Here is a 24605-nt window from a genome sequence, read left to right as displayed (position 1 = left end):
CCTATCTATAGGTACCATATTATTTTAAGTATCTCCTTTTCATTTAATATAAGGTTTTAGATCACATTTTAAACATTTATTTGGAAAATCGCCCCACTAAAACCCAATACAGGAATGCGCTGAAAACAGTAATGAGTGAAAGAACCAATAAAATATTACTATATAAGGAAGCGTCCGAATTATTTAGATATTCAAGGATATTTCCTCTCATTGATGAGTGATCCATCATTGCTACTGTATAGGCTATACCAATGGAAGCAGCTACATTAAGAATCAAATTATAAAATCCGACCGCTGTTCCCGAGTTTTCTTTCGCAATAGTACTAATGCATGAATCAATCATCGGAGCATACATAAACGCAAACGAACTAGAGAATAAAATCATGGAAATTACGAACACAATCACAGAACTTTGTATAAAAAATCCGCCTACCAATAGACTGGTGGTAATACCAGCCATTGCAATAGTGATACATTGCCTGGTTCCTAATACTCTAGCAATTTTTCCAGAAAGTGCCCCAACAGTGGCGGCTAAGACATAAGCCAGGATTAGTAATAACGAAATGGTATCAAGATTCAAATTATAAAGCTTTTCAAGGAGAAACGGAAACAAGAAAATATACGCTAATTGCACTGAGTAAATAACAAAAGCGATTGCTAACAAAGAGAAAAAACGCTTGTTTTGGAAAAATGAAATGCCAATGAAAGCTTTGGAATCCTTGCTGATATAAACTATGAACAAGGCAATTGCGACAATAAACACGAGAAGATAAATATAGTTAAAACCAGTAATATATAACAATAGGGTTGCAGCAATGGCTCCTACTAGAAATAAGCCAATTACATCAACATTACCGCCTTTCAAAGAAACAGGGGAAAAAAAGACTTTTGCCAAACCTTTTTATTATCGAATTTGGGAGATTAATAAACAGTGTACAGGTTTAGAAAGTAAAAGAAGTAATGAAACCTTTGATCATGACCCCATTGAAAAGGCAGAGGAAATTATTAAGGGATATATGAATGGTCCTGATTACACATTTCATTCTGGAAAAGCCGTATATTATCCGACATGGGATAGAATCAATTGCCTCCACTTAAAGATTATAAAGTGCCGGAAGAATACTATTGCACCCTGTTGCATGAAATCGTTCACAGTACCGGACATCAAAGTCGCTTAGCACGCCCAGGCGTCACGACACAAGGTGTGGCTTTTGGGGACGAAGTGTATTCGAAGGAAAGAGGAATTAGTAGCGGAAATGGTTAAACAGACTATAATGAGAAGAGTTTCTTAGTTAAACCAATGTAAATACTTGATAAAAAGGAGATGACCTTATGGGTGGTTGTGGCTGTTTGGTTGACTATGTTTGCTGCGCACTACGAAGAGAATATGCAGTAGCTTATTCAACAATCGGGCGCTTTAATTGAATAAGACAAATAAAAAGTCGATTCCTTTTACGTACAGGAAATCGGCTTTTTTGGGTGGAGTATTTGCTTAGTGTACAAAATTCGCGTTTTGCGGGCGCTATCCCTGTTAAGACTTATGTGACGGATTAGAGCAGCAACCCTGTGATCAAGCCCATTAGGGAAATTGGCGGAATTAACGGAATTAACTAAAGAGAAAAATGTAAAGGTTATTTATTTTGAGGAGCTAACAGTATTTCCTGGTTATTTTGTAACTTTCAAGGCTGATTTCTCTTTTCTGGAAATCAGCCTTCCTTTTTGTAACAATAATTAATCTTTTGATAAATCAAAAAAATAACGATGAATCGCTTGTCTAATTATGCTCGACTTCTCTTTAATCAAGCGAGGTTTATAAAAATGAAAAATGGATCATGCTATTAAGCCTTCTTTTTATTTACTACAAATACTATAATACTCATTAATCATTTCTAGGATAGTAGAATATTCTTCTTCAATATTTTCCTCTTGTTGTGACGGGGTTTTTGTGTCGTCCTTCATAATAATCATCTCCTTTTCATCTCATTTTATACTGTTATATATAACAAACATTATAAGATAATTGTATTATAACAAATTTTGATTATGCGTAGTTTTTGAGGAAAAATTTTTAATATTAACCGATTATTTAAAAAACTTACTGTTTCCAGGAGAGTATAAACAAGCCTTAATCGGTGAAATCAGGAGAGAAACTAGCTGTTGAGGCATTCGGAAATTAAAGTCCCGGAGGAAGGGTAACAGCTTACGAATATGATGCGTCAGGGAATCTGCTAAAAGTAACCGCCCCTGAAGGGAAAATAACTACCTTTTCTTATGATAGCGATCATAAAATTACAGGCATCACAGATGCTCGAAGTGTCAAAACAGCGGTTAGCTATGATACGTTAGACCGTGTAACTAGTATCAGCCATCCGATAACTTCATTAAATACACTTTTGGAAAATAACACATCTGAAACTGTGTTGAAGGTAGGGGAATCTAAATTAGCAGATAAGATTTCGAGCTTATGTACAAGTCGTTCAGAGCGTAAGGAAAGAGAAGAGCAAAGAAGTTGATGGAGGCAGCTAAGCGTAACCCATTTAAGAGTACACTATATCATAGCCATTTGATTAACTTAGAGATGTATATTCAAATGTTTCTCCAATACCAAGAGCATCTATCCAAGTTGGATGAGCGAATAGATGCTTTGGAAGGAGAAATAGAAGAAAATAAGATTATCCAATCGATCCCTGGAATTGGTGAGATCGAGAGGTTTAATCATCCTAAAAAACTGGTTGCCTTCAAACTATGGGTTTTTACAATTGTAAAAAAATAAAGGCACTTTTGATGCCTTCAAAATTCATAACTGGTTGGCAATTAATATATAACAATCTATTCTATGGAAAATAGCAAGTAATTCTTGGGCATTAGCCTTGTAGCTAAAAATAAAGGAGCAAGGCATTGATGAAATCTCAATGTATGTGGAGGGCCAACCTTGCTCTTATTTATTATTTTATTCCATATATTGTAAAAATATTCAATCCGTTGCTAATCAAGACCTTTTGGCTAATGCGTATTAGAACATTATATATAATAGAAGAGAAAGTTTTTTTGACCATAAGTTCGGTTGAATGATTAAAAGTAACTTCAATTAACAATTAAACTAACACATTAATTAGGCGAAAATCCGTTCAAAAAAGTATACAATTACGAACACTTCAAGGATTTCCCTAAAACTCGCATTCTACCGTTTTTCATCATATTCGCAAAAGTATCTGATGCATTTTGCGAATATTCGTATTGTTCACATACTTTTACGAACACTTTCGGTATACTGGAAGCAATTATATATCTGTGATCGAGAGGAGTACGTAAATATGGACAATCGTAAATTCGGATACATTCGTGTTAGCAGTCGAGATCAGAACGAAGCACGTCAGCTGCAATCTATGAAAGAGGTCGGTATAAGTAACAGAGACATATTTATCGATAAACAAAGCGGAAAGGATTTCAATCGGGAACAGTATCAATCGCTTAAACACCATTTACGAACGGGAGACGTTCTATATATTCACTCGTTAGATCGTTTTGGACGTAACAAGGAAGAAATCTTAAACGAATGGACAGATATTACAAAAAAACTAAAAGTGGATATTGTGGTTCTTGATATGCCATTACTAGATACTACAAAGTACCAGGACAGCCTTGGAACGTTTATCTCCGATTTGGTATTACAGATTCTATCATGGTTAGCGGAAGAGGAAAGAGAGCGGATCAAAAAACGTCAACGAGAGGGGATAGACGTTGCCCAACAGAATGGAATAAAATTTGGCAGACCAAAAGCGGAATTAACAAATGCATTCATAACAGTATATAAAGAATGGAAGGCAGAGCGAATCACTGCAACAGAAGCCATGAAAATAGCGGATCTTAAGCGAACAACGTTTTATAAGTTGGTAAGAGAATACGAGGAGCAACAGGCGAACCTATAGACGGTTGAATTTTTTATTCCGTGTATAGTTGCTAAAGTTCATGTTATGTGGGCCACCCTATCACGAACATGGCCCCAATGTAATATCATAATGTGCCTAGTCCAAAGGATATTCTTCCGACATGGTTAATGATGATGGAAGCAGTAATAGTAATAGTAGCAGTATTTCAAGAAGTCGCCATAGTAAAATACTCGTCTGCCATCACCACCATGACAGCTATGACGAACGATTGCAATACGAATGATTGACCGTTTCTAAAGTATAGAGCGGTCTTTCTTATTGAACAGGGGGGCTACCCTATCACGAACAAGGCCCTAATACATAATTGAAATATGCCTAGTGTAATACAAATATCAGGGTGAAATCTCGATACCTTAACGAGATGGAAAGGAGAGATGCTCCTTTTTCCACAACTTCGGAATCAAAAAATTTCAGTATAGTTGAATAAGGAGAATAAATAAAAAGGATTGACATCATGTAAAGTACAAGTTATCATATCGTTAATGAACGAAATGACGATTTGTTGTTATGAATCCATAAGTCGGTTTTTACAAATTTGAGTCGTTTAGAAGGAGGAAGGAGTATAGAGGAATACACTAATAAGAATAGTTTTAATCTAAAATTAGTTAACAATGTTCATAGTTTAAGATACCATATTGCTTTTCGACGATATAGTTACTTTTTCCAAACTAATACATCGTCAATTTTCTATGTGACGAAATGTATATTTTTTTATAGCATCACATCGTTATTTAACTATATAACGATTTGTATTTAGATTTTATTCATGACTGGGAGGGAGAGAGCGATTTAATGAACATCAAAGAATTGCTTATAGGAATACTGTTTACAGTTTTATACGCTTCAGGTGCTGTAGTAATGAAATTTGGCATTCACTCAGCTCCACCATTAACACTATCAACTATTCGATTTATCATTGCAGGAATTTTATTACTTTTCTATCTATATGTGTTTCATAAAGGCAAATATCCGTTACCAAATAGAAAAGAATTTAAGGTTTTATTCTGGTTAGGTTTATTAAACACTTCCATCTTTTTAGGATTCGGTTTACTGGCTCTTAAAACTGTTTCTTCAGGAATATTCAATTTATTTATACCTATAAATCCATTTCTTTTTGCCGTGCTTGCTCTGATATTTATGAAGCAAACTATTCGACTTAGAGAATGGGGAGGGATGGTTGTATCATTTATAGGTTTATTTGTTGCTACCTATCCATCATTATCGGGAAGCCATTCGTCCATAAGCGGGATTTTATTACTTGTTTTTGCAATGATAGCAATGGCTGTTGGAAGTCTAATTTACAAGAAAGTTGATTTACAGCTACCTACCATAGTCGTGAACACCTGGCAAGTAATTATTGGGGGAGGAATCCTACTTATCCCAACGCTTATTTTAGAGTCGGGTGAGTCTATTACAATCGATTTTCACTTTATAGGCTATTTACTTTGGTCCGTTTTTGCTCTTTCTATTTTCAATGTAAACCTTTGGTTTTATCTATTAAAAAAAGATGCTATTAAAGCAAACAATTGGTTAATGCTTAATCCTGTCGCTGGTTATATTTTGGCTGCAATATTTTTAGGAGAAGCAATTACTGTTTATGCAGTTATTGGGACAGTGGTAGTACTTTTGGGGCTGTATATTTCCGTGAATTTTCGTGTGACATCTTCAAGAGACTCTTTTGGACATACCCACGAAATATAACTTAAAGAAAATATGAAAATGAAATTCTTTGAAAGGAGGTGAAATCATGAAAATGGAAAACGAAGTTGAAACTCTCTATCAAAAGATGGTTTCCGGCCAATCTTTAGATATTAACCATAAATTTATTCGACTGATTGATAAAGAGAAATCAGCCATCTATTTTGCTTCTCTTCAACAGGATTTTAGTGATATTAAACGTGTGATTCAAGCATTAAGTGGTAGCTTACTTCTTATGCAATTAGGTGTTAAACAAGATGTAAGTAGAACCTTATCTTCAGCTAATGAGACATTAATTCAAACTAGTAATAGAATTAAAGATTTGGCTGTTCCTAATGGTCTAAAAATACACTTCGATCATTTGATCCAAAGTGTTCAAGCCCTTCAAAGTATTTTTAATCGACAGTCTTTAATAGAAGACATCTATTTTATGAATGACCGTCAATTAGAGGACATTCAACGTTTGTTAGTTGTTGCAAATTCCTATTTAAAAAAATCGTCCTCATTCTCAATGGGATTAGGAATGATATCTCTGGAAACAAGCTGTTTCTGTGGTGCACATTAAATTCAAAATATATACTAAAGGAGTTTATATTAAAATGAAAAATTATTCTATCTGGGTATTAGAGTACTCTCGTGTAGTAAATTATCATAAAAGTGGAGTTGTTTATGGAGCGCACAATGAAGGTTATGTAAAACTACCTTATAGTTATGTGGTTATAAAGGGAAACGGTCATAATATTATGGTCGACGTGGGATATAACCATAAAGATTATGGAAAGGTTCTTGGAGAGAAATTTAACGTAGTCGATTGGCAAAGCCCTTCAGTCGTTCTCAAAGAAGTGGGATTAAAGCCTGAAGATATTGATACAGTAATCATTACTCATGCTCATTTTGATCATTTCGGTAACGTAGAGGATTTTCCAAATGCAACTTTCTATATGCAAGAAAAAGAGTTGTCTAAGTTTATTTGGGCAATGTCACTTCCACATCAATTCCAATACTTGATGTCAGGTATTGACCCTTCGGATATTTTACGAGGAGTTCAACTTGCTAAAGAAGGACGAATGAGACTTTTAGATGGAGATGTTGAAGAATTTCTACCAGGGATAGACATTTTTGCTGCATTTGATACACACACTTACGGTTCTCAGTTTGTTCGAGTAAAACAAGGCGGCTCTGAAGAAGATAGTTGGATTCTGGCTGGAGATAATGCTTACCAATTTGAGAATGTCGAAGGGAAAAACCAAGACGGTATCCTTCTTCCAGTTGGATTGGCAACGGGCAGTCAAACAGAAATGATATTTAGTCTTGATAAAATGTTGTGCTTAGTTGGTAGAGATTCAAAACGTGTCATACCAATCCATGAGCAAGGGATTACGGAAAGATTTCCATCCCGCATTACGGATAAAGATTTATTTATAGTAGAAGTTGATTTGGCAGATGATGAGGTATCAAAAGTAAAATAACACTAGAATAAAAGTTAGAACCATGGAGTAATAAAATGACCAATATTCCATGGTTCAACCTTTTCGAGAATAATATTGCAATACGGTTCATTACATTTCTCTAATCAAGTAATAATAGCTAATGTAGTAACACAATTTAGAATGCTATTGGATACTAAGACATCCTATTCTACATATAGTATAGGATATTTGACATATCGTGAAAGGACGATATAATGAATGTTATGAAACCAGTAGAAATTTTTAAAGCTCTAGGTAATGATACAAGACTGCAAATATTAGTTTGGCTAAAGGAACCGGAAAAGCATTTTTCGCCACAACCCGAGGAAGTGAGTGACTTAAAAAAATCAGGGGTATGTGTAACACAGTTCCATCAGAAATTAAATATTTCCCAATCAACTGCTTCGCAGCATCTTTCAATTCTACATCGAGCTGGACTTGTAAAAACAGAACGCCATGGCAAATTTACCTATTATAAAAGAAATGAAGAAGCTTTTCAGCGAATTAAAGAAATGATTGGGAAGGAAATATAGAAAGAAACTGATCTCTATTAAGGTTAAGATTTCAGTGTTCTTTCTATTTTTTTGTTCTTTCTTTACAGATCTAGCTGCCAATTGGTGGCTTTTCTATGTTATGTGACTAACGGGGCAACATTCCTTTAATAAGAGAACTGGAAAAAGACAAGTTTGTGAAGAAGTGTACTTAAAGTAACTGGCTTTACTTTAATAAACTATGATCGTCAAAAATGGCGGTCATTTTTTTTACTTTAGAATATGTAGTTAAGAATAGGAACGTATATATGATGGATCAGTAACTTAATGGGGCACTGGATGACGAAAGAGGGTTATATTTTATTACCATGTGCCTGATGATGGAAGCCTATGACGTGGAATCCGAAGCCTTGACGCATTACAAAAGATGATATTAATCGGTTCAATTTAGGGTGGTAACTATGACTAATAAATTTAGCAAGTAGGCCGTGCTAAAATCGTCTGAAAACCCATTCGTATCAAGGGTTAGAGGCGTATAGGTCTTAAGAGAAAGTATATGACGTAATAACCTTCGCCTATCGGCTCGGTGATGTAACCAAAGCTTATCAGCTTCAGTAACATCTAAAGATTATATAGATTATGTTCTAATAGAAGACTGCATAAGCAGGATTCAACTGAGCGTTAGCGAGGTTTAGTATTACGACATGACGATTAACGATTATACGTTAAACATAACCATAATAAAATCGTTATTTTACGTATGAGGTGAACCGATGAATACGCTAATAAAAGTAGATAATTGAGTTATTCGTTGTAAACTGTTAATGCAGCTGTGCGGTCCTTTTTACATATTAATGTAATTTATTTAACTCCACAATTTGGTAAGGAGGATGGTAAAATGAGACTAATAGAAAGGCTTATCACTCGCCCTTGAGAGGAGCTTGTTAAATGACTGATTTAACTTTTATTCAAAAGGAGAAGAATTATTGTGTTTGAAGACGTATTCTTATTACTAGCTATCTTTCTCTTATCTATTCTTGCCGTTTATGCTTATCAATCAAAAAAAAGACAAGAAGAGCTCGAAGCATATGAAGCACGTTTAAGTGAAGCTGGCATTAGAGAAATTGACCTAATGGACGGTGTTGAGTTTGAACAATATCGAGGTGTCCTACAGTTACAAAACTCTGTCCTACAGTCATAAAAACCACGTCCTACAGCTAACGAAAAAAAAAACGCAATGTCACGTGATTGTCCCGTATGATTGAACGGAAACAAATACGATAACACAGCGTTTCTTAAAAAGATGTCCCAGAGAGGATTCGAACCTCCGACCTACAGTTTAGGAAACTGTTGCTCTATCCTACTGAGCTACTGAGACAAATAAAATAGGAACGTTATTTATTATAATTTGTTAATTCTAAAAGGTCAATAAAAAGTTGAGATTATTGAATTGGCAGGTCTCTGGCCACTTCGTTTTTTTTCGCAGTCTTTTCACGGAAGATCAACCAGACGATTAGACTAAGCCCAATTAATAGTCCTTCAAGCGATAAAATGTACCATGGATAAGGTCCTAAAACATCTAATAAACTCGCACTGTCAGGTTTATGACTTAAGAACATATAATTTCCGTCTACCAGTTTATTGATCAACATAATAATCGGCATTAACACATTCAAAAAGATACATAATTTTAATACAGACCAAATCGTCGGTCGGTATCCCTTTGCCCATGTAAAATAAAGTGGCACCCAGATCTCCATCAAATGTGTATAAAAGAAATGGAAAAATCGAAAATGCGGGAAATCATAATTTAATGATGGTGTTAATAACGCCTGAGATGCGCCTAATAATGCAGTGAATAATAAAATCTCATAGATTATTTTTTTCTTAGTTAACAATAAAATGACGGTTAATATCAGACTAATACTGCACAATTCTAATGGGATGGCGTGACTGACATCCCAACTTCCATTTAAAAGCATCCAGGTATGATAAGTCGTTTCCATGATGATTAGTGAAATAGCGACCCCGATTTCAGTTCGTCTCCATTCATTAGCCTTCAATTTATCTCTAAACATGAATAGGCAGACTGAAACTAAGAGTAAGATAGAGATAATAACAAAGTGACTTGCAGAAAACATCTCAAAATCAAAGTTTTTGTTACTGCGGCCAAAAACTCCATCCATCTTACCACCACCCCTGTAGACAATAATCAAAACAATTATCAATTGTAAATTAATGCTAGTTTTACCTTAATAATTATATTCGATGGGATTTGCTTTTACTCCTCTTAAGAAATTTTAATTATTTCCTTTTTGATTATGATTAGGTTTTTTCTTCCTAATAAAGTCTTCTCGAATTATGGTATAATAATTTGTCGAAGAAAATCGAAAGTCTTTATTTAGTGGAGGTCATTATGGCTGCATATACGCCGATGATACAGCAATACTTAACAGTTAAGGCAGATTACCAAGATGCCTTTTTATTTTTTCGTTTAGGCGATTTTTATGAAATGTTTTTTGACGATGCGATTAAAGCTTCGCAAGAATTAGAAATAACTTTAACGAGCAGACAAGGTGGCACGGATGACCGAATTCCGATGTGCGGCGTTCCCTACCATGCGGCACCGAACTATATTGAACAACTCATTTCAAAAGGCTACAAAGTGGCCATTTGTGAGCAAGTGGAAGACCCGAAACTGACCAAAGGGATGGTGAAAAGGGAAGTTGTCCAATTGATCACACCGGGAACAGTGATGGAGGGCAAGGGGTTAAATGATAAAGAGAATAACTATATTGCCTCGATCACAAGCTTTGATGACCAAACCTATGGTTTTGCCTACAATGATATCTCAACCGGTGAAAGCAGGGTTACGTTATTATCGAATAATTTTGACGATGTCTTAAATGAGTTAGCTGTTTTAAGTGCAAAGGAAGTCGTTGTCTCTAGCAGTTTTGACGGAGAGCTACAGAAGAAGCTACGAGAACGCGATGTACTAGCGATTTCATTTGAAGATAATAGTTCAATAGATATCAATTATTCGCATTTACTTCAAGATTTGAATCAAGAAAAATTAAAGCAATCCATCGCAAGACTTTTTAACTATTTATACCGGTCACAAAAAAGAAGTTTGGACCATCTTCAGCCAGTCACTACCTATCAAATCCATCAATTTATGAAAATTGATTACTATTCAAAGCGCAATCTTGAACTTACGGAAACGATTCGTTCTAAAGGCAAGAAAGGTTCATTATTATGGCTCCTTGATGAGACGATGACCGCAATGGGCGGAAGAATGTTAAAACACTGGATCGATCGCCCGTTAATCAATCAGAATGAAATTGAATCACGTCAAACCATCGTTGAAGTCCTGATGTCTTATTATTTCGAGCGTCAGGGACTTCGTGAAAAGCTGAAAGAAGTTTACGATTTAGAACGATTAGCGGGAAGAGTAGCCTTTGGCAATATTAATGCCCGTGATTTGGTCCAATTAAAGCGTTCATTAATGCAGGTCCCTTACTTGAAACAAATCCTTGCAGGCATGCAGAATGAAAAGGTGAGCCAAATTGCCGATCTTCTTGACCCGTGTGAAGAGATCACAGATCTTTTGGAGCAGTCGATTGTAGAAAATCCACCGCTTTCCTTAAAAGAAGGCAATATGATTCGTGATGGATACAATGCTCAGCTCGATCAATATCGTGATGCCAGCCGGAACGGGAAAACGTGGATTGCCCAACTCGAACGTGAAGAGCGCGAGAAAACCGGTATTAAATCGTTGAAGGTTGGCTATAATCGTGTATTTGGTTACTATATTGAGATTACCCGGGCGAATCTGCATCTTTTAACAGAAGGGCAGTATGAACGGAAGCAAACCTTATCGAACGCAGAACGGTTTATTACTCCAGATTTAAAAGAAAAAGAAGCATTAATTTTACAAGCTGAAGAAAAATGCGGTGAGCTTGAATATGAGTTGTTTACCGAAATTCGCGAAATTGTGAAGGAACAAATCCCGCGCCTACAGGCCTTGGCAAAAACGATTAGTGAGCTTGATGTCTTGCAGTGTTTTGCTCAAGTAAGTGAAGACCGGCACTATATAAAACCGCAGTTTTCTATGGAAGGCCGGGTCGTTGTAAAGGAAGGTCGCCATCCAGTCGTTGAAAAGGTATTAAACGCCCAGGAATATGTTCCGAATGATTGCTTCATGGACAGCGAGCGCGAAGTCTTGTTGATCACGGGTCCGAACATGTCAGGGAAAAGTACGTACATGCGCCAAATCGCGTTAATCTCGATATTAGCCCAAATTGGCTGTAATGTTCCGACCACAGAAGCGATACTGCCGATTTTTGACCAAATATTTACCCGCATCGGTGCGGCGGATGATTTGATCTCAGGACAAAGTACCTTTATGGTTGAAATGTTGGAAGCCAAAAATGCGATTTCAAATGCGACACAAAACAGTTTAATTTTGTTTGACGAAATCGGGCGCGGTACATCTACTTATGATGGAATGGCACTTGCTCAAGCCATCATTGAATATATTCATACCCAGATTGGGGCAAAGACTCTATTCTCCACCCATTATCATGAATTAACAGTTTTAGAGGAAGATCTGGATAAGTTAAAAAACATTCACGTCAGTGCGATTGAACATAATGGAAAAGTTGTTTTCCTTCATAAAATTAAAGAAGGACCGGCTGATAAGAGCTACGGGATTCATGTTGCCCAACTAGCAGGGCTGCCGTCAGAATTAATCAGCCGTGCTAATGAAATATTAACAGCACTCGAACAGTCTGATATCCAACCAGACACGCCAAAAAAAGATGTGGTAAAAGTAGCGGAAGTAGTGGAGGTACAAGAACAACCTGCTCAACTATCTTTCTTTGATGAACCAAAAGAAGTGAAAAAGCAAGATCTCTCTTCGAAGGAGAAAAGAGTCATAGAGAAAATGAAGGATCTTGATATATTGGATTTAACACCACTTCAGGCGATCAACCTGTTGTACGAGCTTCAGAAAAAGTTAAAGTAGGGGGTGAATCCGAATGGGTAAAATTATTCAATTAGATGATGCCTTATCCAATAAAATCGCGGCCGGTGAAGTAGTCGAGCGCCCTGCTTCTGTTGTAAAAGAGTTGGTTGAAAATTCGATTGATGCCGGCAGCACTGTGATTGAAATTGAGGTAGAAGAAGCGGGCCTCGCCAAAATCCGCATTACCGATAATGGATATGGCATCGAGGAAGAGGATGTTTTACTCGCCTTTCAACGTCATGCCACATCCAAAATTAAAAATGAAAATGATTTGTTCCGAATCCGGACTCTTGGGTTCCGTGGAGAAGCCCTGCCAAGTGTTGCCTCGGTTTCACGGCTCGAGATGAAGACTTCTACAGGAGAAGGTGCCGGAAATCGATTGGTGATTGAAGGCGGCAAAGTCGAAACGTTTGAAAAAGCATCAAGCAGGCGCGGGACCGATATCTCGATCACTGATTTATTTTTCAACACACCTGCCCGTTTAAAATATATGAAGACGATTCATACAGAGCTTGGAAATATCACGGATGTCGTGAATCGACTGGCCCTTTCTCATCCTGAAGTGGCCTTCCGCCTGATTCACAATGATCGCAAACTGCTGCAAACGAATGGTAACGGGGATGTTCGTCAGGTTCTGGCATCGATCTACGGTATGGGGATCGCCAAGCAGTTAGTTCCAATCACCGGACAATCGCTGGATTATAAAATTAATGGATTTGCTTCGATGCCTGAGGTAACGCGTGCCTCAAGAAACTATATTTCGACGATGATTAATGGCCGATTTATAAAAAACTATCCATTAGCCAAGGCAATTCAAGAAGGCTATCATACCTTGCTTCCGATCGGCAGGTTCCCGATTGTGCTCCTTAATATTGAAATGGACCCTTTACTCGTTGATGTCAATGTTCACCCCTCGAAAATGGAGGTCCGCATTAGTAAAGAAGCGGAACTGAATGAGCTTGTCACTTCGATTATAAAAGAAGCGTTTAAATCAAAGATCCTTATCCCGACAGCATATACAGCGGTGAAAAAGGATGTACCGAAGGAAGAACAAACTTCTTTGGTTCTGGATGAAGGTACAAGACCGGCAAATGATGGGAAAGAGTTTGAATGGAAACAACCAGTTGCAGCTGCAACTATTCAGGAGACCCGTCCATGGCTGGAAGTGCCTGTTGAGACACCTGTTAATAAATTACCGAGTTTCCAGCGTGATGAAGCGACGGGTGGAAGAGACACTTGGCAATCTATTAATCCATTTAGTGACTCAGATGACGAACCTGATGATAGTAATCAAACGATTGAACCTAATGTAGATACTGTTGAGACAGGAAATGTTTCGGTCGAGAGCAGAGTTCCACGGTTATATCCGATTGGACAAATGCACGGAACTTACATTTTTGCTCAAAATGAAAATGGCCTTTATATAATTGATCAGCATGCGGCCCAGGAACGGTTGAAGTATGAGTATTTCCGGGAGAAAGTTGGGCAAGTCCAATCAGAACTGCAGGAAATGCTTGTACCATTAACCTTTGAATACTCGACGGATGAATTTTTGAAAATAAATGAATACCAAAGTGAGCTTGAAAAGGTCGGGGTTTTTCTTGAGGAATTTGGACTAAATAGTTTTATTGTTCGATCCCATCCGCAGTGGTTCCCAAAAGGGGAAGAAAAACAAATCATCGAAGACATGATTGAACAGCTTTTATTGATGAAAAAGGTGGATATTAAGAAACTACGTGAAGAAGCAGCGATTATGATGAGCTGCAAGGCATCCATAAAAGCCAATCGGCATTTACGAAATGATGAGATTCAAGCACTCCTTGATGATTTGAGGAAAGCATCTGATCCATTTACCTGCCCGCACGGCAGACCGATTATTGTCCATTATTCGGTCTATGAGATGGAGAAAATGTTTAAACGGGTTATGTAACTAAGAAGAACGTTCCTATTTTATTAGGGTGCGTTCTTTTTTTGAGTGTTGGTTAAGTGATTTTATTGAAAAGATGGATGGCTCTACGTGACCGAAACCGAGGGTAAACATTGAATATGGTAACGTAGACAGGTCCTACGTGCCCGAAACCGAGGATAACCAATGAGCCCGGTCACGTAGAGAGGTCCTACGTGCCCGAAACCGAGGATAACCAATGAACCCGGTCACGTAGAGAGGTCCTACGTGACCGAAACAAAGGGAAAACATTGACCACGGTCACGTAGAGAGGTCCTACGTGCCCGAAACCGAGGAAAACCAATGAACCCGGTCACGTAGAGAGGCTCTACGTGCCCGAAACCGGAGGTAACTATAGAAATCGGTCACGTAGAGAGGATCTACGTGCCCGAAACCGAGGAAAACCAATGAACCCGGTCACGTAGAGAGGCCCTACGTGCCCGAAACCGAGGATAACCAATGAACCCGGTCACGTAGAGAGGTCCTACGTGCCCGAAACAAAGGAAAAACATTGACCGCGGTCACGTAAAGAGGTCCTACGTGCCCGAAACAGAGAAAAAACATTGACCGCGGTCACGTAGAGAGGTCCTACGTAACCGAAATCGAGGGGAAATAAAGAATCGGGTAACGTAGACATGCTATTCATGACGACCCAAAAGAAAAAAAGCTGCAGAAAAGGATTTTTCTGCAGCTTTGATATTACTATTAATTTGAGTGCAATCTCTGGAAATGATCTTGCCGCCAAAGTTGCTTATTTCACAGCTACTGGAAGCTTGCTCATATACATTAGGGCCTTTCCAGTTCCTATGGCTACCGATTCTAGAGGGTTTGGGGCAAGCTGGACAGGAACAACTATCTCTTCACTTAGCCATGCCTCCATCCCATTCAATAATGCTCCTCCGCCAGTTAGAATTACGCCCCTGTCGACAATGTCTCCACTTAGCTCTGCTGGGCAATCCTCTAGGGTTGCACGAATGGCTTCTAAAATATGCAATAGTGCTTCCTTGATCGCCACACGAATTTCATAGGATGATAGTTTAATCGTTTTTGGCAGTCCAGTTAAAAGGTCGCGTCCGCGGACATCCATGAAACGTTCTTCATGGTCAATGAGAGCAAAACCAATTTCCATTTTGATGTTTTCCGCAGTTCTTTCACCAATTAGGATATTATATTCTTTCCGAACATGTTGAATAATGTCTTCATCGAGGCGGTCACCGCCAATTTTAATGGAATGGCATGCAACTACCCCGCCAAAAGAAATAATTGCTACCTCAGTATTGCCGCCGCCAATATCCACTACCACATTGGCAACTGGTTCATCGACAGGTAATCCAGCACCAATTGCGGCTGCAACTGGTTCCTCAATTAAGCTGATTTTTTTTGCCCCAGCCTGTCTTACTGCATCTTGGATCGCTCTTCTTTCCACACTTGTGGAACCGGATGGAATACTAACAACGACATTTGGTTTGCGAACAGCAAAACCAATCTTCTTGGATGCAATGCGCATAATGTGTTTTAGCAATTCAGTGGTTACATCATAATCTGCTATTACGCCATCCTTCATGGGACGAATGGCGACGATTTTTTCAGGTGTCTTTCCTATCATTTCCTTTGCTTCTGTACCAACAGCTACAACATTTTTTGTCACTGTATCAATCGCCACAACAGAAGGCTCATTAATAACGATTCCTTTATTTTTACTATAAACTAGTATATTTGCAGTTCCTAAATCAATACCAATATCAAAAGTAGATAACATATTATTTCACCTAATTTCCCTATTTTTCATTCAAAATAAGCTACGCGTTAGTCTACCATAAATTTGGGGGTGGAAAGCCTTTTGTAAATGAACCGTTATCCTTTTGTAAATTAACATGAAAATTATTCCTATTTGGGAAGAAAAATGGATAAAATAAATTCATGTCAAATTAACGGCATAGAAATCAACTTTTATGTATATACTAGTTTGATGTTCAACTGCTTTTAAAAATTATGTTACGATAAAGGGGTGGAAGTGGAATCATAAACCTGCTTTCACTGAAAATGGGATAAGGCAGTGTGAAAATATTGGATTCAAAACAAAAATTATTAGTGATCATCGGACCAACCGCCGTTGGAAAAACAAAGTTAAGTATCGAAATGGCTAAACGCTATAATGGTGAAATTATCAGCGGAGATTCTATGCAAATTTATCGTGGCATGGATATTGGGACGGCAAAAATCAAAAAGGATGAAATGGAAGGTATTCCTCACTATCTGATTGATATTAAAGAGCCTTTTGAAAATTTTTCCGTTGCTGAATTTCAACTCCTTGTTCGGGCTAAAATAGGTGAGATTGCTAAAAAGGGAAAGCTGCCTATTATTGTCGGTGGAACAGGGTTGTATATACAGTCCGTCATTTATGATTATCAATTTTCTGATGTATCAGGCGATGAGTCCTATCGTCTTAAGCTAGAGGAAAGAGCCACGAAAATAGGGAATGAGGCACTTTATAAAGAATTGTTGGAGGTGGATCCAGGTAGTGCTTCACAAATCCATCCAAATAATGTAAGAAGAGTCATTCGCGCACTTGAAATCTTCCATCTTACAGGTAAGACGATGCAAGAATTCCAAAGCACACAACAACCAGATCTTTTGTACAATACAGCAATAGTTGGTTTATCGATGGAACGCGAGAAACTTTATGAGCGCATTAATTATCGAGTAGATTTAATGATGGAGGAAGGGCTTATCGAGGAAGTAAAAGGTTTGTATCAAAGGGGTTTGCGCGATTGTCAATCGATCCAAGCAATTGGCTACAAAGAAATGTATGCCTATTTAGAAGGGAAAGTACCCTTAGAAGTAGCTATAGAGAATTTAAAACAAAATTCAAGAAGATACGCAAAAAGGCAATTAACTTGGTTTCGGAACAAAATGGATGTATCATGGTTTGATATGACCAATGTGGAGAACACCTCAAAAAAAATAACGGAAATTTCACGTTGTGTTGAAGGAAAGCTTAAAGTAAAATCGAATACATATTAGTAGAGATAAAAGAGGAGGAAATACAAATGAAAACAACAATCAATATTCAGGACCAATTTTTAAACCAGTGCCGCAAAGATAACATACACGTTACCGTCTTTTTACTTAACGGTTTTCAATTAAGAGGCCAAATTAAGGGCTTTGATAATTTTACAGTTCTTTTTGAATCAGAAGGAAAGCAACAATTAGTATATAAGCATGCAATTTCAACTTTTGCACCGCAAAGAAACGTGCAGCTTGAACTGGATAACCAATAAGTCATTTTTAGAAGCCCAAACATTGGGCTTTTTTTATTTATATAGCTCTGTTAAAGCTCATTGTTGATATTGGCACCATGTTGATTGGAGCGGAAATCGAAGCGCCTGAAGCGGAAATCAACATGCCAATTTAACATAACTATTTATTTAAAAAAACTTTTTTAATGAAATTCAGGGAGTTTGAATACATATAAAATGAAGGATTATGCATTCCTTTGTACAAATAATCAGTTCAGAATGTAAATTCTGAGTGGCCATAAAAACTCATCATATAAACTGTTGGTAAAAATGAGAGGTGAAAGCTTTGGACCAACCCATCAGAATGAAAAGTAACGGCCAAATAAGAGTAGTTCTCAATTCACAAATAGGGAAAACGATGACAAAAGAGTTACCTGACTTTCAGGTGGTTCCAAAGGACATTCCACCTGAGCATTCGGCTCTAAAGGAAATTGAAGAGGAGTTAGGGGCTCTTGTTGGCATGGAAGAAATGAAAAAGATGATAAAGGAAATTTATGCATGGATTTACGTGAATAAAAAACGTGAGGAAATGGGTTTAAAAGCAAGAAAACAAGCCCTCCATATGATGTTTAAAGGAAATCCTGGAACAGGTAAAACGACAGTCGCTAGATTAATAGGTAAGTTATTTCAAAAAATGAGCGTTTTAACAAAAGGACACTTAATTGAGGCGGAACGTGCGGACCTCGTGGGGGAGTATATTGGTCATACAGCACAGAAGACAAGGGATTTAATCAAGAAGGCCCAAGGGGGAATTTTGTTCATCGATGAGGCTTACTCATTGGGGCGCGGCGGTGAGAAGGATTTCGGCAAAGAAGCAATCGATACACTGGTTAAGCATATGGAAGATAAGCAGCATGAGTTTATTCTTATCCTTGCTGGATATTCCCGTGAAATGGAGTATTTCTTGACCCTTAATCCTGGGCTCCATTCACGCTTTCCGTTAGTTATTGATTTTCCTGACTACAATATAAATCAATTAATGGAAATTTCGGCGAGGATGTTAATCGAAAGAGAATACACGTTTAGCCATGAGGCGGAAAAAAAGTTAAAAGAACATTTAATATGGGTTAAAGCGGTATTAAGTCCAAATAGTTTTTCAAATGGAAGGTATGTACGAAATATCATTGAAAAATCGATCCGCGCCCAGGCCATGAGGCTGCTCATGTTAAATAGTTATGACAGGCATGAATTAATGACAATTAGAAGTAATGATCTTGTGTTTGAAGAAGATTAGAGACAAAAAAACGGCAGATTCTAAGCAATCTGTCGTTTCTATTTGGATTAGTCATTAATTGGCCTCAAATTTACGTATCGGCAGCTTCCAATCAAAGGTATAGGAAAGGACGCGTAAAACCGTCACAAGGAAAAAGAGAGAATACAATTCCCAAGAATGCGTCACGATCTTAAGTCCGATAAATAAGCCTGTCAATATCGCCCAAATTGCATAGATTTCCGATCGTAAGACGATTGGTTTTCTTCCTGCCAATAAATCACGAATAATCCCGCCGCCGATTCCGGTTAGCACCGCTGCAACAATAACTGCACTAAGCGGGTGATTCATTTTAACGGCGTAAAGAGCACCTTGGATGGCAAAGGCTGAAAGGCCAATCGCATCAAATAGGTTCCCCCATTTTTGCCAGTGTTTTAAAAGGTTGCTTGGAAATAAAAACACAGCAGTTATGGATAATAAGGCAATTTGAAAAAATAACCCTTGTTCCCAAAGTGCTGATACAGGTACACCGATTAATAGGTTTCGAATCGCCCCACCGCCAAAAGCGGTGACAATACCTAAAATGTATACGCCAAAAATATCATATTCCTCTTCCATCGCAACAATGGCCCCGCTAACGGCGAAGGCGATTGTTCCAATCATACTTAAAACTTCCCATGTCATCTATCCGAATTCTCCTTGAAATCTTTATTTTATTTAACTCTATGAAAATAGTAATAAAAATGTTATTAGAAAACAGTAAGATTATATCAAGATGTGAGGAAATTACAATAAGTTTTTTCTAATGTTGGGCAAATTAGAGTATACAACCTTTTTTTGTTATGATAGGAGATAGAAGATTACGGAAGGAACGATGCCTTATGGAACAAAAAGACACGAAAGAGAAGGCGATCCTCGTTGGCTGTCAGACCAATGGTGATACTGATTTGCGCTTTCATTATTCAATGGAAGAGTTAGGTGCACTAACAGAAACCGCTCAGGGTGAAGTATTGATGTCAGTCGTTCAAAAAAGGGACCGGCGCCACCCAGCTACCTATATAGGTAAAGGGAAAGTGGAGGAACTTAATGTCCTGGTGGATGAACTGGAGGCAGATATAGTCATTTTTAATGACGAGCTTTCACCAAGTCAAAAAAGAAATCTCTCTACGGACCTAAATGCTCGTATAATCGACAGAACCCAGCTCATCTTAGACATTTTTGCACAAAGAGCTCGCTCCAAAGAAGGTAAATTACAGGTTGAACTTGCCCAATTGCAATACATGCTTCCTCGTCTTGCGGGTCAGGGAACAGCATTATCCCGTTTGGGGGCTGGGATCGGAACAAGAGGACCTGGTGAAACAAAGTTAGAATCAGACCGCCGGCATATCCGCCGCAGAATCGATGAAATTAAAACCCAACTTTCTGTCATCGTTCAGCACAGGGATCGATACAGAGAAAGAAGAAAGAAAAATAAAACCTTTCAGGTCGCGATTGTCGGTTATACCAATGCCGGTAAATCCAGTCTTTTCAATCGTTTATCCGAAGCAGAATCGTACGAGGAAAATCAATTGTTTGCAACACTAGATCCAATGACACGAAAATTGATTTTACCCAGTGGTTTCCTAGCCTTGATTACTGATACGGTTGGGTTTATACAAGATTTACCGACAACACTTATTGCTGCATTTCGATCGACGCTTGAGGAAGTTAAGGAAGCTGATTTACTTCTTCATGTGGTCGATATGTCCAACCCAGATTATTTTCATCACGAAAAAACAGTTAAAAAGCTGCTTGAAGACTTAGAAGTTAAAGATATCCCGCAAATAACAGTATATAATAAAAAAGATATTCAGCATTCAGATTTTGTCCCAACCGCAGATACACCAACCGCATTTATTAGTGCATTTGATAAAGAGGACCGTCAAGCCTTGAAGCAGCAAATGGAGAAGGTTGTTATGGAAATGATGGATTCTTACGAAGTTCAGATTCCGTCCACAGAAGGAAAGCTGCTTTCTTTATTAAAAAATGAGACAATATTAAGAGAGCTTGTGTTTGATGAAGAAGATCAATTCTATCGATGCAAAGGATATACACTTCAGGATCATCAAATAACAGGACAATTACAGAAATTCACAATATAGATAGGAGTTACAACATGTTTCAACAGTTAAAAAATGGGGAAAAGCTTCAACCGATGGTAGAGGAAGTTGAACAACAAATCGCTAAAGTACATAAAGAAATAGACAATAGAATCGAATCAAATCAATTTCGGGTATTAAAAAGCTTTCAAAACAAAAGAGTGAGTGATTCACATTTTAATCCGTCGACCGGGTATGGCTATGACGATCATGGCAGGGATACTCTAGAAATGGTCTATGCAGACGTCTTTGGGGGAGAAGCAGGACTTGTTCGTCCGCAAATAATCTCAGGCACACATGCCATTTCCATTGCCTTATTTGGCGTTCTTCGACCTGGGGATGAACTTCTATATATAACGGGCAAACCCTATGATACGCTCGAAGAAATTGTTGGACTTCGTGGGAACGGGGTTGGCTCATTAAAGGAGTTTGGAATTTCCTATGATAGTGTAGCTCTGACGAATCAAGGTGGAATTGATTGGGAGGCTGTCGCACAGAAAATAAAACCGAATACAAAAATGATTGGCATTCAGCGTTCCAAGGGCTATGCCACAAGACCATCATTTACGATTGCAGAAATTGCAGAAATGATCACGTTTGTCAAAGAAATTAAACAGGATGTGGTCGTATTTGTAGATAATTGCTATGGGGAATTTGTTGAGGAGACCGAGCCTTGTCATGTCGGTGCGGACTTAATTGCAGGATCGCTTATCAAAAATCCAGGCGGCGGGATTGTGAAGACTGGCGGCTATATTGTTGGTAAAAAACAGTGGGTGGAGGCATGTTCATATCGAATGACTTCACCAGGGATAGGAGCCGAAGCAGGAGCGTCCCTCTATAGTCTTCAAGAAATGTATCAAGGCTTTTTTCTTGCCCCCCATGTGGTTGGCCAAGCATTAAAAGGGGCCGTTTTCACAGCTGCGATGTTGGAGAAATTAGGAATGAATTCTTCTCCGAAATGGAATGCTAAAAGAACGGACTTAATTCAGTCTGTCCAGTTTGATGACCGAGATAAAATGATTGCTTTTTGTCAGGCCATTCAATTCGCATCACCGATTAATTCTTATGTTACACCCCATGCCAGCTATATGCCTGGGTATGAAGACGATGTGATTATGGCAGCAGGTACTTTTATTCAGGGGGCGAGCATTGAACTCACTGCAGATGGACCGATTAGACCACCATATGTTGCCTATGTACAAGGCGGTTTAACATATGCACACGTAAAGATGGCTGTTTGTCTGGCCATAGACCACTTAACGGATAAAGGATTAATCGAATTGTTTTAGGAGAACAGCTAAATGTCAATAATTTTAAAAATTTTAATGTGAGAAAATCTAACATATCATTGACAACTTTTCTAACAAAAAATATAATAGTAATATAAGTAACCCGAGGGGAGGAGGAATTAGATGAGTGGCCAGGAAATTCGCCGTTCCATGCCACTGTTTCCGATCGGAACAGTCATGCAACTAACGGAACTTACAGCCAGGCAAATTCGTTACTACGAAGAACACCAATTGATTTCTCCGGCAAGAACCGAGGGGAATAGGCGTCTATATTGTTTAAATGATATTGATAGGCTTCTAGAAATTAAGGATTTAATTGATCAAGGTGTCAATATGGCTGGCATTAAACAATTGTTCCTAGTAAAAGAGCAACAATCAAACATTCTTGAACAACAAACAGAAAAGACTAAGCGCGAATTAACAGATGAACAGCTTAGAAAGCTGCTACGCAACGAAATGATGCATTTAGGTCGAAACAATCGATCCTCTTTACGTCAAGGAGATATGTCAAGATTCTTTCATTAATGTGGAAGTCTCTTTTTAAAAAATAGGAGGTAAGAAAATGGCAAAGTATTCAAGAGAAGATATTAAAAGATTAGCGGTCGAAGAAAACGTGAAATTTATTCGTTTGCAATTCACAGACATCCTTGGAACTATCAAAAACGTGGAGATTCCAATTAGCCAATTAGAAAAAGCACTTGATAACAAAATGATGTTTGACGGTTCTTCAATTGAAGGTTTTGTACGGATTGAAGAATCTGATATGTTACTATATCCTGATCTTAACACTTGGGTTGTTTTCCCGTGGACTGCAGAAAAAGGGAAAGTTGCCCGCTTAATTTGTGATATTTATACTCCTGAAGGAAAACCATTTGAAGGTGATCCTCGTAATAACTTAAGAAGAGTATTAAAAGAAATGGAAGACCTTGGATTCACTAGCTTTAACTTAGGGCCTGAACCGGAATTCTTCTTATTTAAATTAGATGAACAAGGAGAACCATCATTAGACCTAAACGATAAAGGCGGATATTTTGATTTAGCCCCTATCGACCTTGGCGAAAACTGCCGCCGCGATATCGTGCTTGAATTAGAAGAAATGGGCTTTGAAATCGAAGCTTCCCACCATGAAGTAGCACCAGGTCAGCATGAAATCGATTTTAAATATGCAGATGCACTAACAGCTTGTGACCAAATTCAAACGTTCAAGCTAGTTGTAAAAACAATTGCACGTAAACATGGTTTGCACGCAACATTCATGCCAAAACCATTGTATGGTGTCAATGGATCTGGAATGCACATGAATCTTTCATTGTTTAAGGATGGAGTTAATTCATTCTACGAACCATCGGGTGATCTAGAAATGAGTGATCATGCTCGTCAATTTATCGCTGGAATTCTAAAGCATGCACCAGCCTTTACAGCGGTAACAAACCCAACTGTAAACTCTTATAAGCGTCTTGTTCCTGGCTATGAAGCACCATGCTATGTGGCTTGGTCAGCTAGAAACCGTTCACCATTAATTCGTATTCCTGCTTCTCGTGGATTAAGTACACGTGTGGAAGTAAGAAGTGTAGACCCGTCTGCTAATCCATACCTTGCAATGGCTGTACTTCTTAAGGCTGGCTTAGACGGAATTAAAAACAAGTTAACTCCGCCGGCACCAGTTGACAGAAACATCTATGTAATGAGCAAAGAAGAGAGAATCGAAGAAGGTATCGTCGATCTTCCTGCAACATTAGCTCAAGCATTAGATCAACTAAAATCTGACGAAGTAATTGTGTCAGGTCTTGGCGAGCACATTATGGAACACTTTGTTGAAGCAAAAGAAATCGAGTGGGATATGTTCCGCACAGTCGTTCACCAATGGGAACGCGATCAATATATGAGCATGTATTAATCTCATCTAAAGCCCTGGCGCCTAGCGTCAGGGTTTTTCTATGTCGCGCTTCTTTTCTTAGATTCTCTCAGTGAATAATGCCATCCCATTGGCTACCCGGTTTGTTCCATTAAAACAATTACGGTAGCCAATAAGCCTGATTGACGACCCAATTGGTCTTTCTCAATAGGTTCGGTCGTCAATAGCCCAGATT

The 24605-nt window shown here is 38.2% G+C and carries 20 protein-coding genes, 1 tRNA gene and 2 pseudogenes; 18 read left to right on the top strand and 5 right to left on the bottom strand.

Annotation, left to right across the window (positions count from 1 at the left end; genetic code table 11):
• Nucleotides 1-76 precede the first annotated feature (76 nt).
• On the bottom strand, nt 77-895 hold the full coding sequence (locus J7E77_RS17525; RefSeq protein WP_214716029.1) for an MFS transporter: 819 nt from the start codon (nt 893-895) through the stop codon (nt 77-79).
• 189 nt (nt 896-1084) lie between these two features.
• On the opposite strand from J7E77_RS17525, the gene J7E77_RS17520 reads away from it, so the two are divergent.
• From J7E77_RS17520 to J7E77_RS17480, 9 genes and pseudogenes are all read left to right on the top strand, one after another.
• Nucleotides 1085-1264 (top strand): zincin-like metallopeptidase domain-containing protein, encoded by a 180-nt coding sequence (locus J7E77_RS17520; protein ID WP_214716027.1) that lies wholly within the window; start codon nt 1085-1087, stop codon nt 1262-1264.
• Between the two features lie 943 nt (nt 1265-2207).
• Nucleotides 2208-2351: pseudogene (locus J7E77_RS31775) on the top strand (RHS repeat domain-containing protein); the annotation flags it as partial.
• Nucleotides 2352-2366: 15 nt separating this feature from the next.
• A pseudogene (locus tag J7E77_RS17510) lies at nt 2367-2740 on the top strand (IS110 family transposase); the annotation flags it as partial.
• A 574-nt stretch (nt 2741-3314) separates the two neighbouring features.
• Nucleotides 3315-3929: a recombinase family protein gene (locus J7E77_RS17505; protein WP_214716022.1), complete on the top strand. Its 615-nt coding sequence runs from the start codon at nt 3315-3317 to the stop codon at nt 3927-3929.
• 813 nt (nt 3930-4742) lie between these two features.
• Nucleotides 4743-5651 carry a DMT family transporter gene (locus J7E77_RS17500; RefSeq protein WP_214716020.1) on the top strand — a complete coding sequence of 303 codons (909 nt, stop codon included), beginning with the start codon at nt 4743-4745 and terminating at the stop codon, nt 5649-5651.
• A 46-nt stretch (nt 5652-5697) separates the two neighbouring features.
• A complete protein-coding gene (locus J7E77_RS17495) occupies nt 5698-6213 on the top strand; it encodes a hypothetical protein (RefSeq protein WP_214716019.1) in 516 nt (171 codons plus the stop codon).
• Nucleotides 6214-6247: 34 nt separating this feature from the next.
• Nucleotides 6248-7117 carry an N-acyl homoserine lactonase family protein gene (locus tag J7E77_RS17490; RefSeq protein WP_214716017.1) on the top strand — a complete coding sequence of 290 codons (870 nt, stop codon included), beginning with the start codon at nt 6248-6250 and terminating at the stop codon, nt 7115-7117.
• Between the two features lie 224 nt (nt 7118-7341).
• Entirely contained in the window at nt 7342-7650 is a 309-nt protein-coding gene (locus J7E77_RS17485) for an ArsR/SmtB family transcription factor (RefSeq protein ID WP_214716033.1), read from the top strand.
• Nucleotides 7651-8596: 946 nt separating this feature from the next.
• The gene (locus J7E77_RS17480) at nt 8597-8809 is read left to right on the top strand and encodes a hypothetical protein (RefSeq protein WP_214716015.1); all 213 of its coding nucleotides are present in this window, start codon (nt 8597-8599) and stop codon (nt 8807-8809) included.
• Between the two features lie 103 nt (nt 8810-8912).
• Here J7E77_RS17480 and J7E77_RS17475 read toward each other — a convergent pair.
• Both J7E77_RS17475 and J7E77_RS17470 read right to left on the bottom strand, forming a co-directional pair.
• A tRNA-Arg gene (locus tag J7E77_RS17475) sits at nt 8913-8986 on the bottom strand.
• 64 nt (nt 8987-9050) lie between these two features.
• Entirely contained in the window at nt 9051-9794 is a 744-nt protein-coding gene (locus J7E77_RS17470) for a YwaF family protein (protein WP_214716013.1), read from the bottom strand.
• 230 nt (nt 9795-10024) lie between these two features.
• Between J7E77_RS17470 and mutS the strand changes: the two genes are divergently transcribed.
• On the top strand, nt 10025-12634 hold the full coding sequence (gene mutS / locus J7E77_RS17465; RefSeq protein ID WP_214716012.1) for a DNA mismatch repair protein MutS: 2610 nt from the start codon (nt 10025-10027) through the stop codon (nt 12632-12634).
• Nucleotides 12635-12647: 13 nt separating this feature from the next.
• Nucleotides 12648-14564, top strand: a complete 1917-nt coding sequence (mutL, locus tag J7E77_RS17460; protein WP_214716011.1) for a DNA mismatch repair endonuclease MutL — start codon at nt 12648-12650, stop codon at nt 14562-14564.
• A 766-nt stretch (nt 14565-15330) separates the two neighbouring features.
• On the opposite strand, the gene mreBH is transcribed toward mutL, so the two are convergent.
• Nucleotides 15331-16338: a rod-share determining protein MreBH gene (gene mreBH, locus J7E77_RS17455; RefSeq protein ID WP_214716010.1), complete on the bottom strand. Its 1008-nt coding sequence runs from the start codon at nt 16336-16338 to the stop codon at nt 15331-15333.
• Nucleotides 16339-16646: 308 nt separating this feature from the next.
• Here mreBH and miaA point away from each other — a divergent pair, with 308 nt between their 5' ends.
• From miaA to spoVK, 3 genes are all read left to right on the top strand, one after another.
• Nucleotides 16647-17603: a tRNA (adenosine(37)-N6)-dimethylallyltransferase MiaA gene (gene miaA / locus J7E77_RS17450; RefSeq protein WP_214716031.1), complete on the top strand. Its 957-nt coding sequence runs from the start codon at nt 16647-16649 to the stop codon at nt 17601-17603.
• Nucleotides 17604-17629: 26 nt separating this feature from the next.
• The gene (gene hfq, locus J7E77_RS17445; RefSeq protein WP_088086525.1) at nt 17630-17860 is read left to right on the top strand and encodes an RNA chaperone Hfq; all 231 of its coding nucleotides are present in this window, start codon (nt 17630-17632) and stop codon (nt 17858-17860) included.
• A 304-nt stretch (nt 17861-18164) separates the two neighbouring features.
• On the top strand, nt 18165-19112 hold the full coding sequence (spoVK, locus tag J7E77_RS17440) for a stage V sporulation protein K (RefSeq protein ID WP_088086526.1): 948 nt from the start codon (nt 18165-18167) through the stop codon (nt 19110-19112).
• 54 nt (nt 19113-19166) lie between these two features.
• Here the strand turns inward: spoVK and J7E77_RS17435 are convergent, their stop codons facing one another.
• Nucleotides 19167-19772: a trimeric intracellular cation channel family protein gene (locus J7E77_RS17435; RefSeq protein ID WP_214716009.1), complete on the bottom strand. Its 606-nt coding sequence runs from the start codon at nt 19770-19772 to the stop codon at nt 19167-19169.
• Nucleotides 19773-19969: 197 nt separating this feature from the next.
• Between J7E77_RS17435 and hflX the strand changes: the two genes are divergently transcribed.
• The 4 genes from hflX (at nt 19970) to glnA (ending at nt 24412) form a co-directional block, all read left to right on the top strand.
• Nucleotides 19970-21229, top strand: a complete 1260-nt coding sequence (hflX, locus tag J7E77_RS17430; RefSeq protein ID WP_214716008.1) for a GTPase HflX — start codon at nt 19970-19972, stop codon at nt 21227-21229.
• Nucleotides 21230-21243: 14 nt separating this feature from the next.
• Nucleotides 21244-22515, top strand: a complete 1272-nt coding sequence (locus J7E77_RS17425; RefSeq protein ID WP_214716006.1) for a methionine gamma-lyase family protein — start codon at nt 21244-21246, stop codon at nt 22513-22515.
• 123 nt (nt 22516-22638) lie between these two features.
• Complete coding sequence (locus tag J7E77_RS17420) at nt 22639-23040, top strand: MerR family transcriptional regulator (RefSeq protein ID WP_214716005.1); 402 nt, start codon at nt 22639-22641, stop codon at nt 23038-23040.
• Between the two features lie 37 nt (nt 23041-23077).
• The gene (gene glnA / locus J7E77_RS17415; protein WP_214716004.1) at nt 23078-24412 is read left to right on the top strand and encodes a type I glutamate--ammonia ligase; all 1335 of its coding nucleotides are present in this window, start codon (nt 23078-23080) and stop codon (nt 24410-24412) included.
• Nucleotides 24413-24605: the final 193 nt, after the last annotated feature.

This window comes from Bacillus sp. ISL-77 (genome assembly GCF_018613105.1).
The sequence above is the reverse complement of the archived record's forward strand: the minus strand, read 5'-3'. Positions and strand labels throughout refer to the sequence as shown.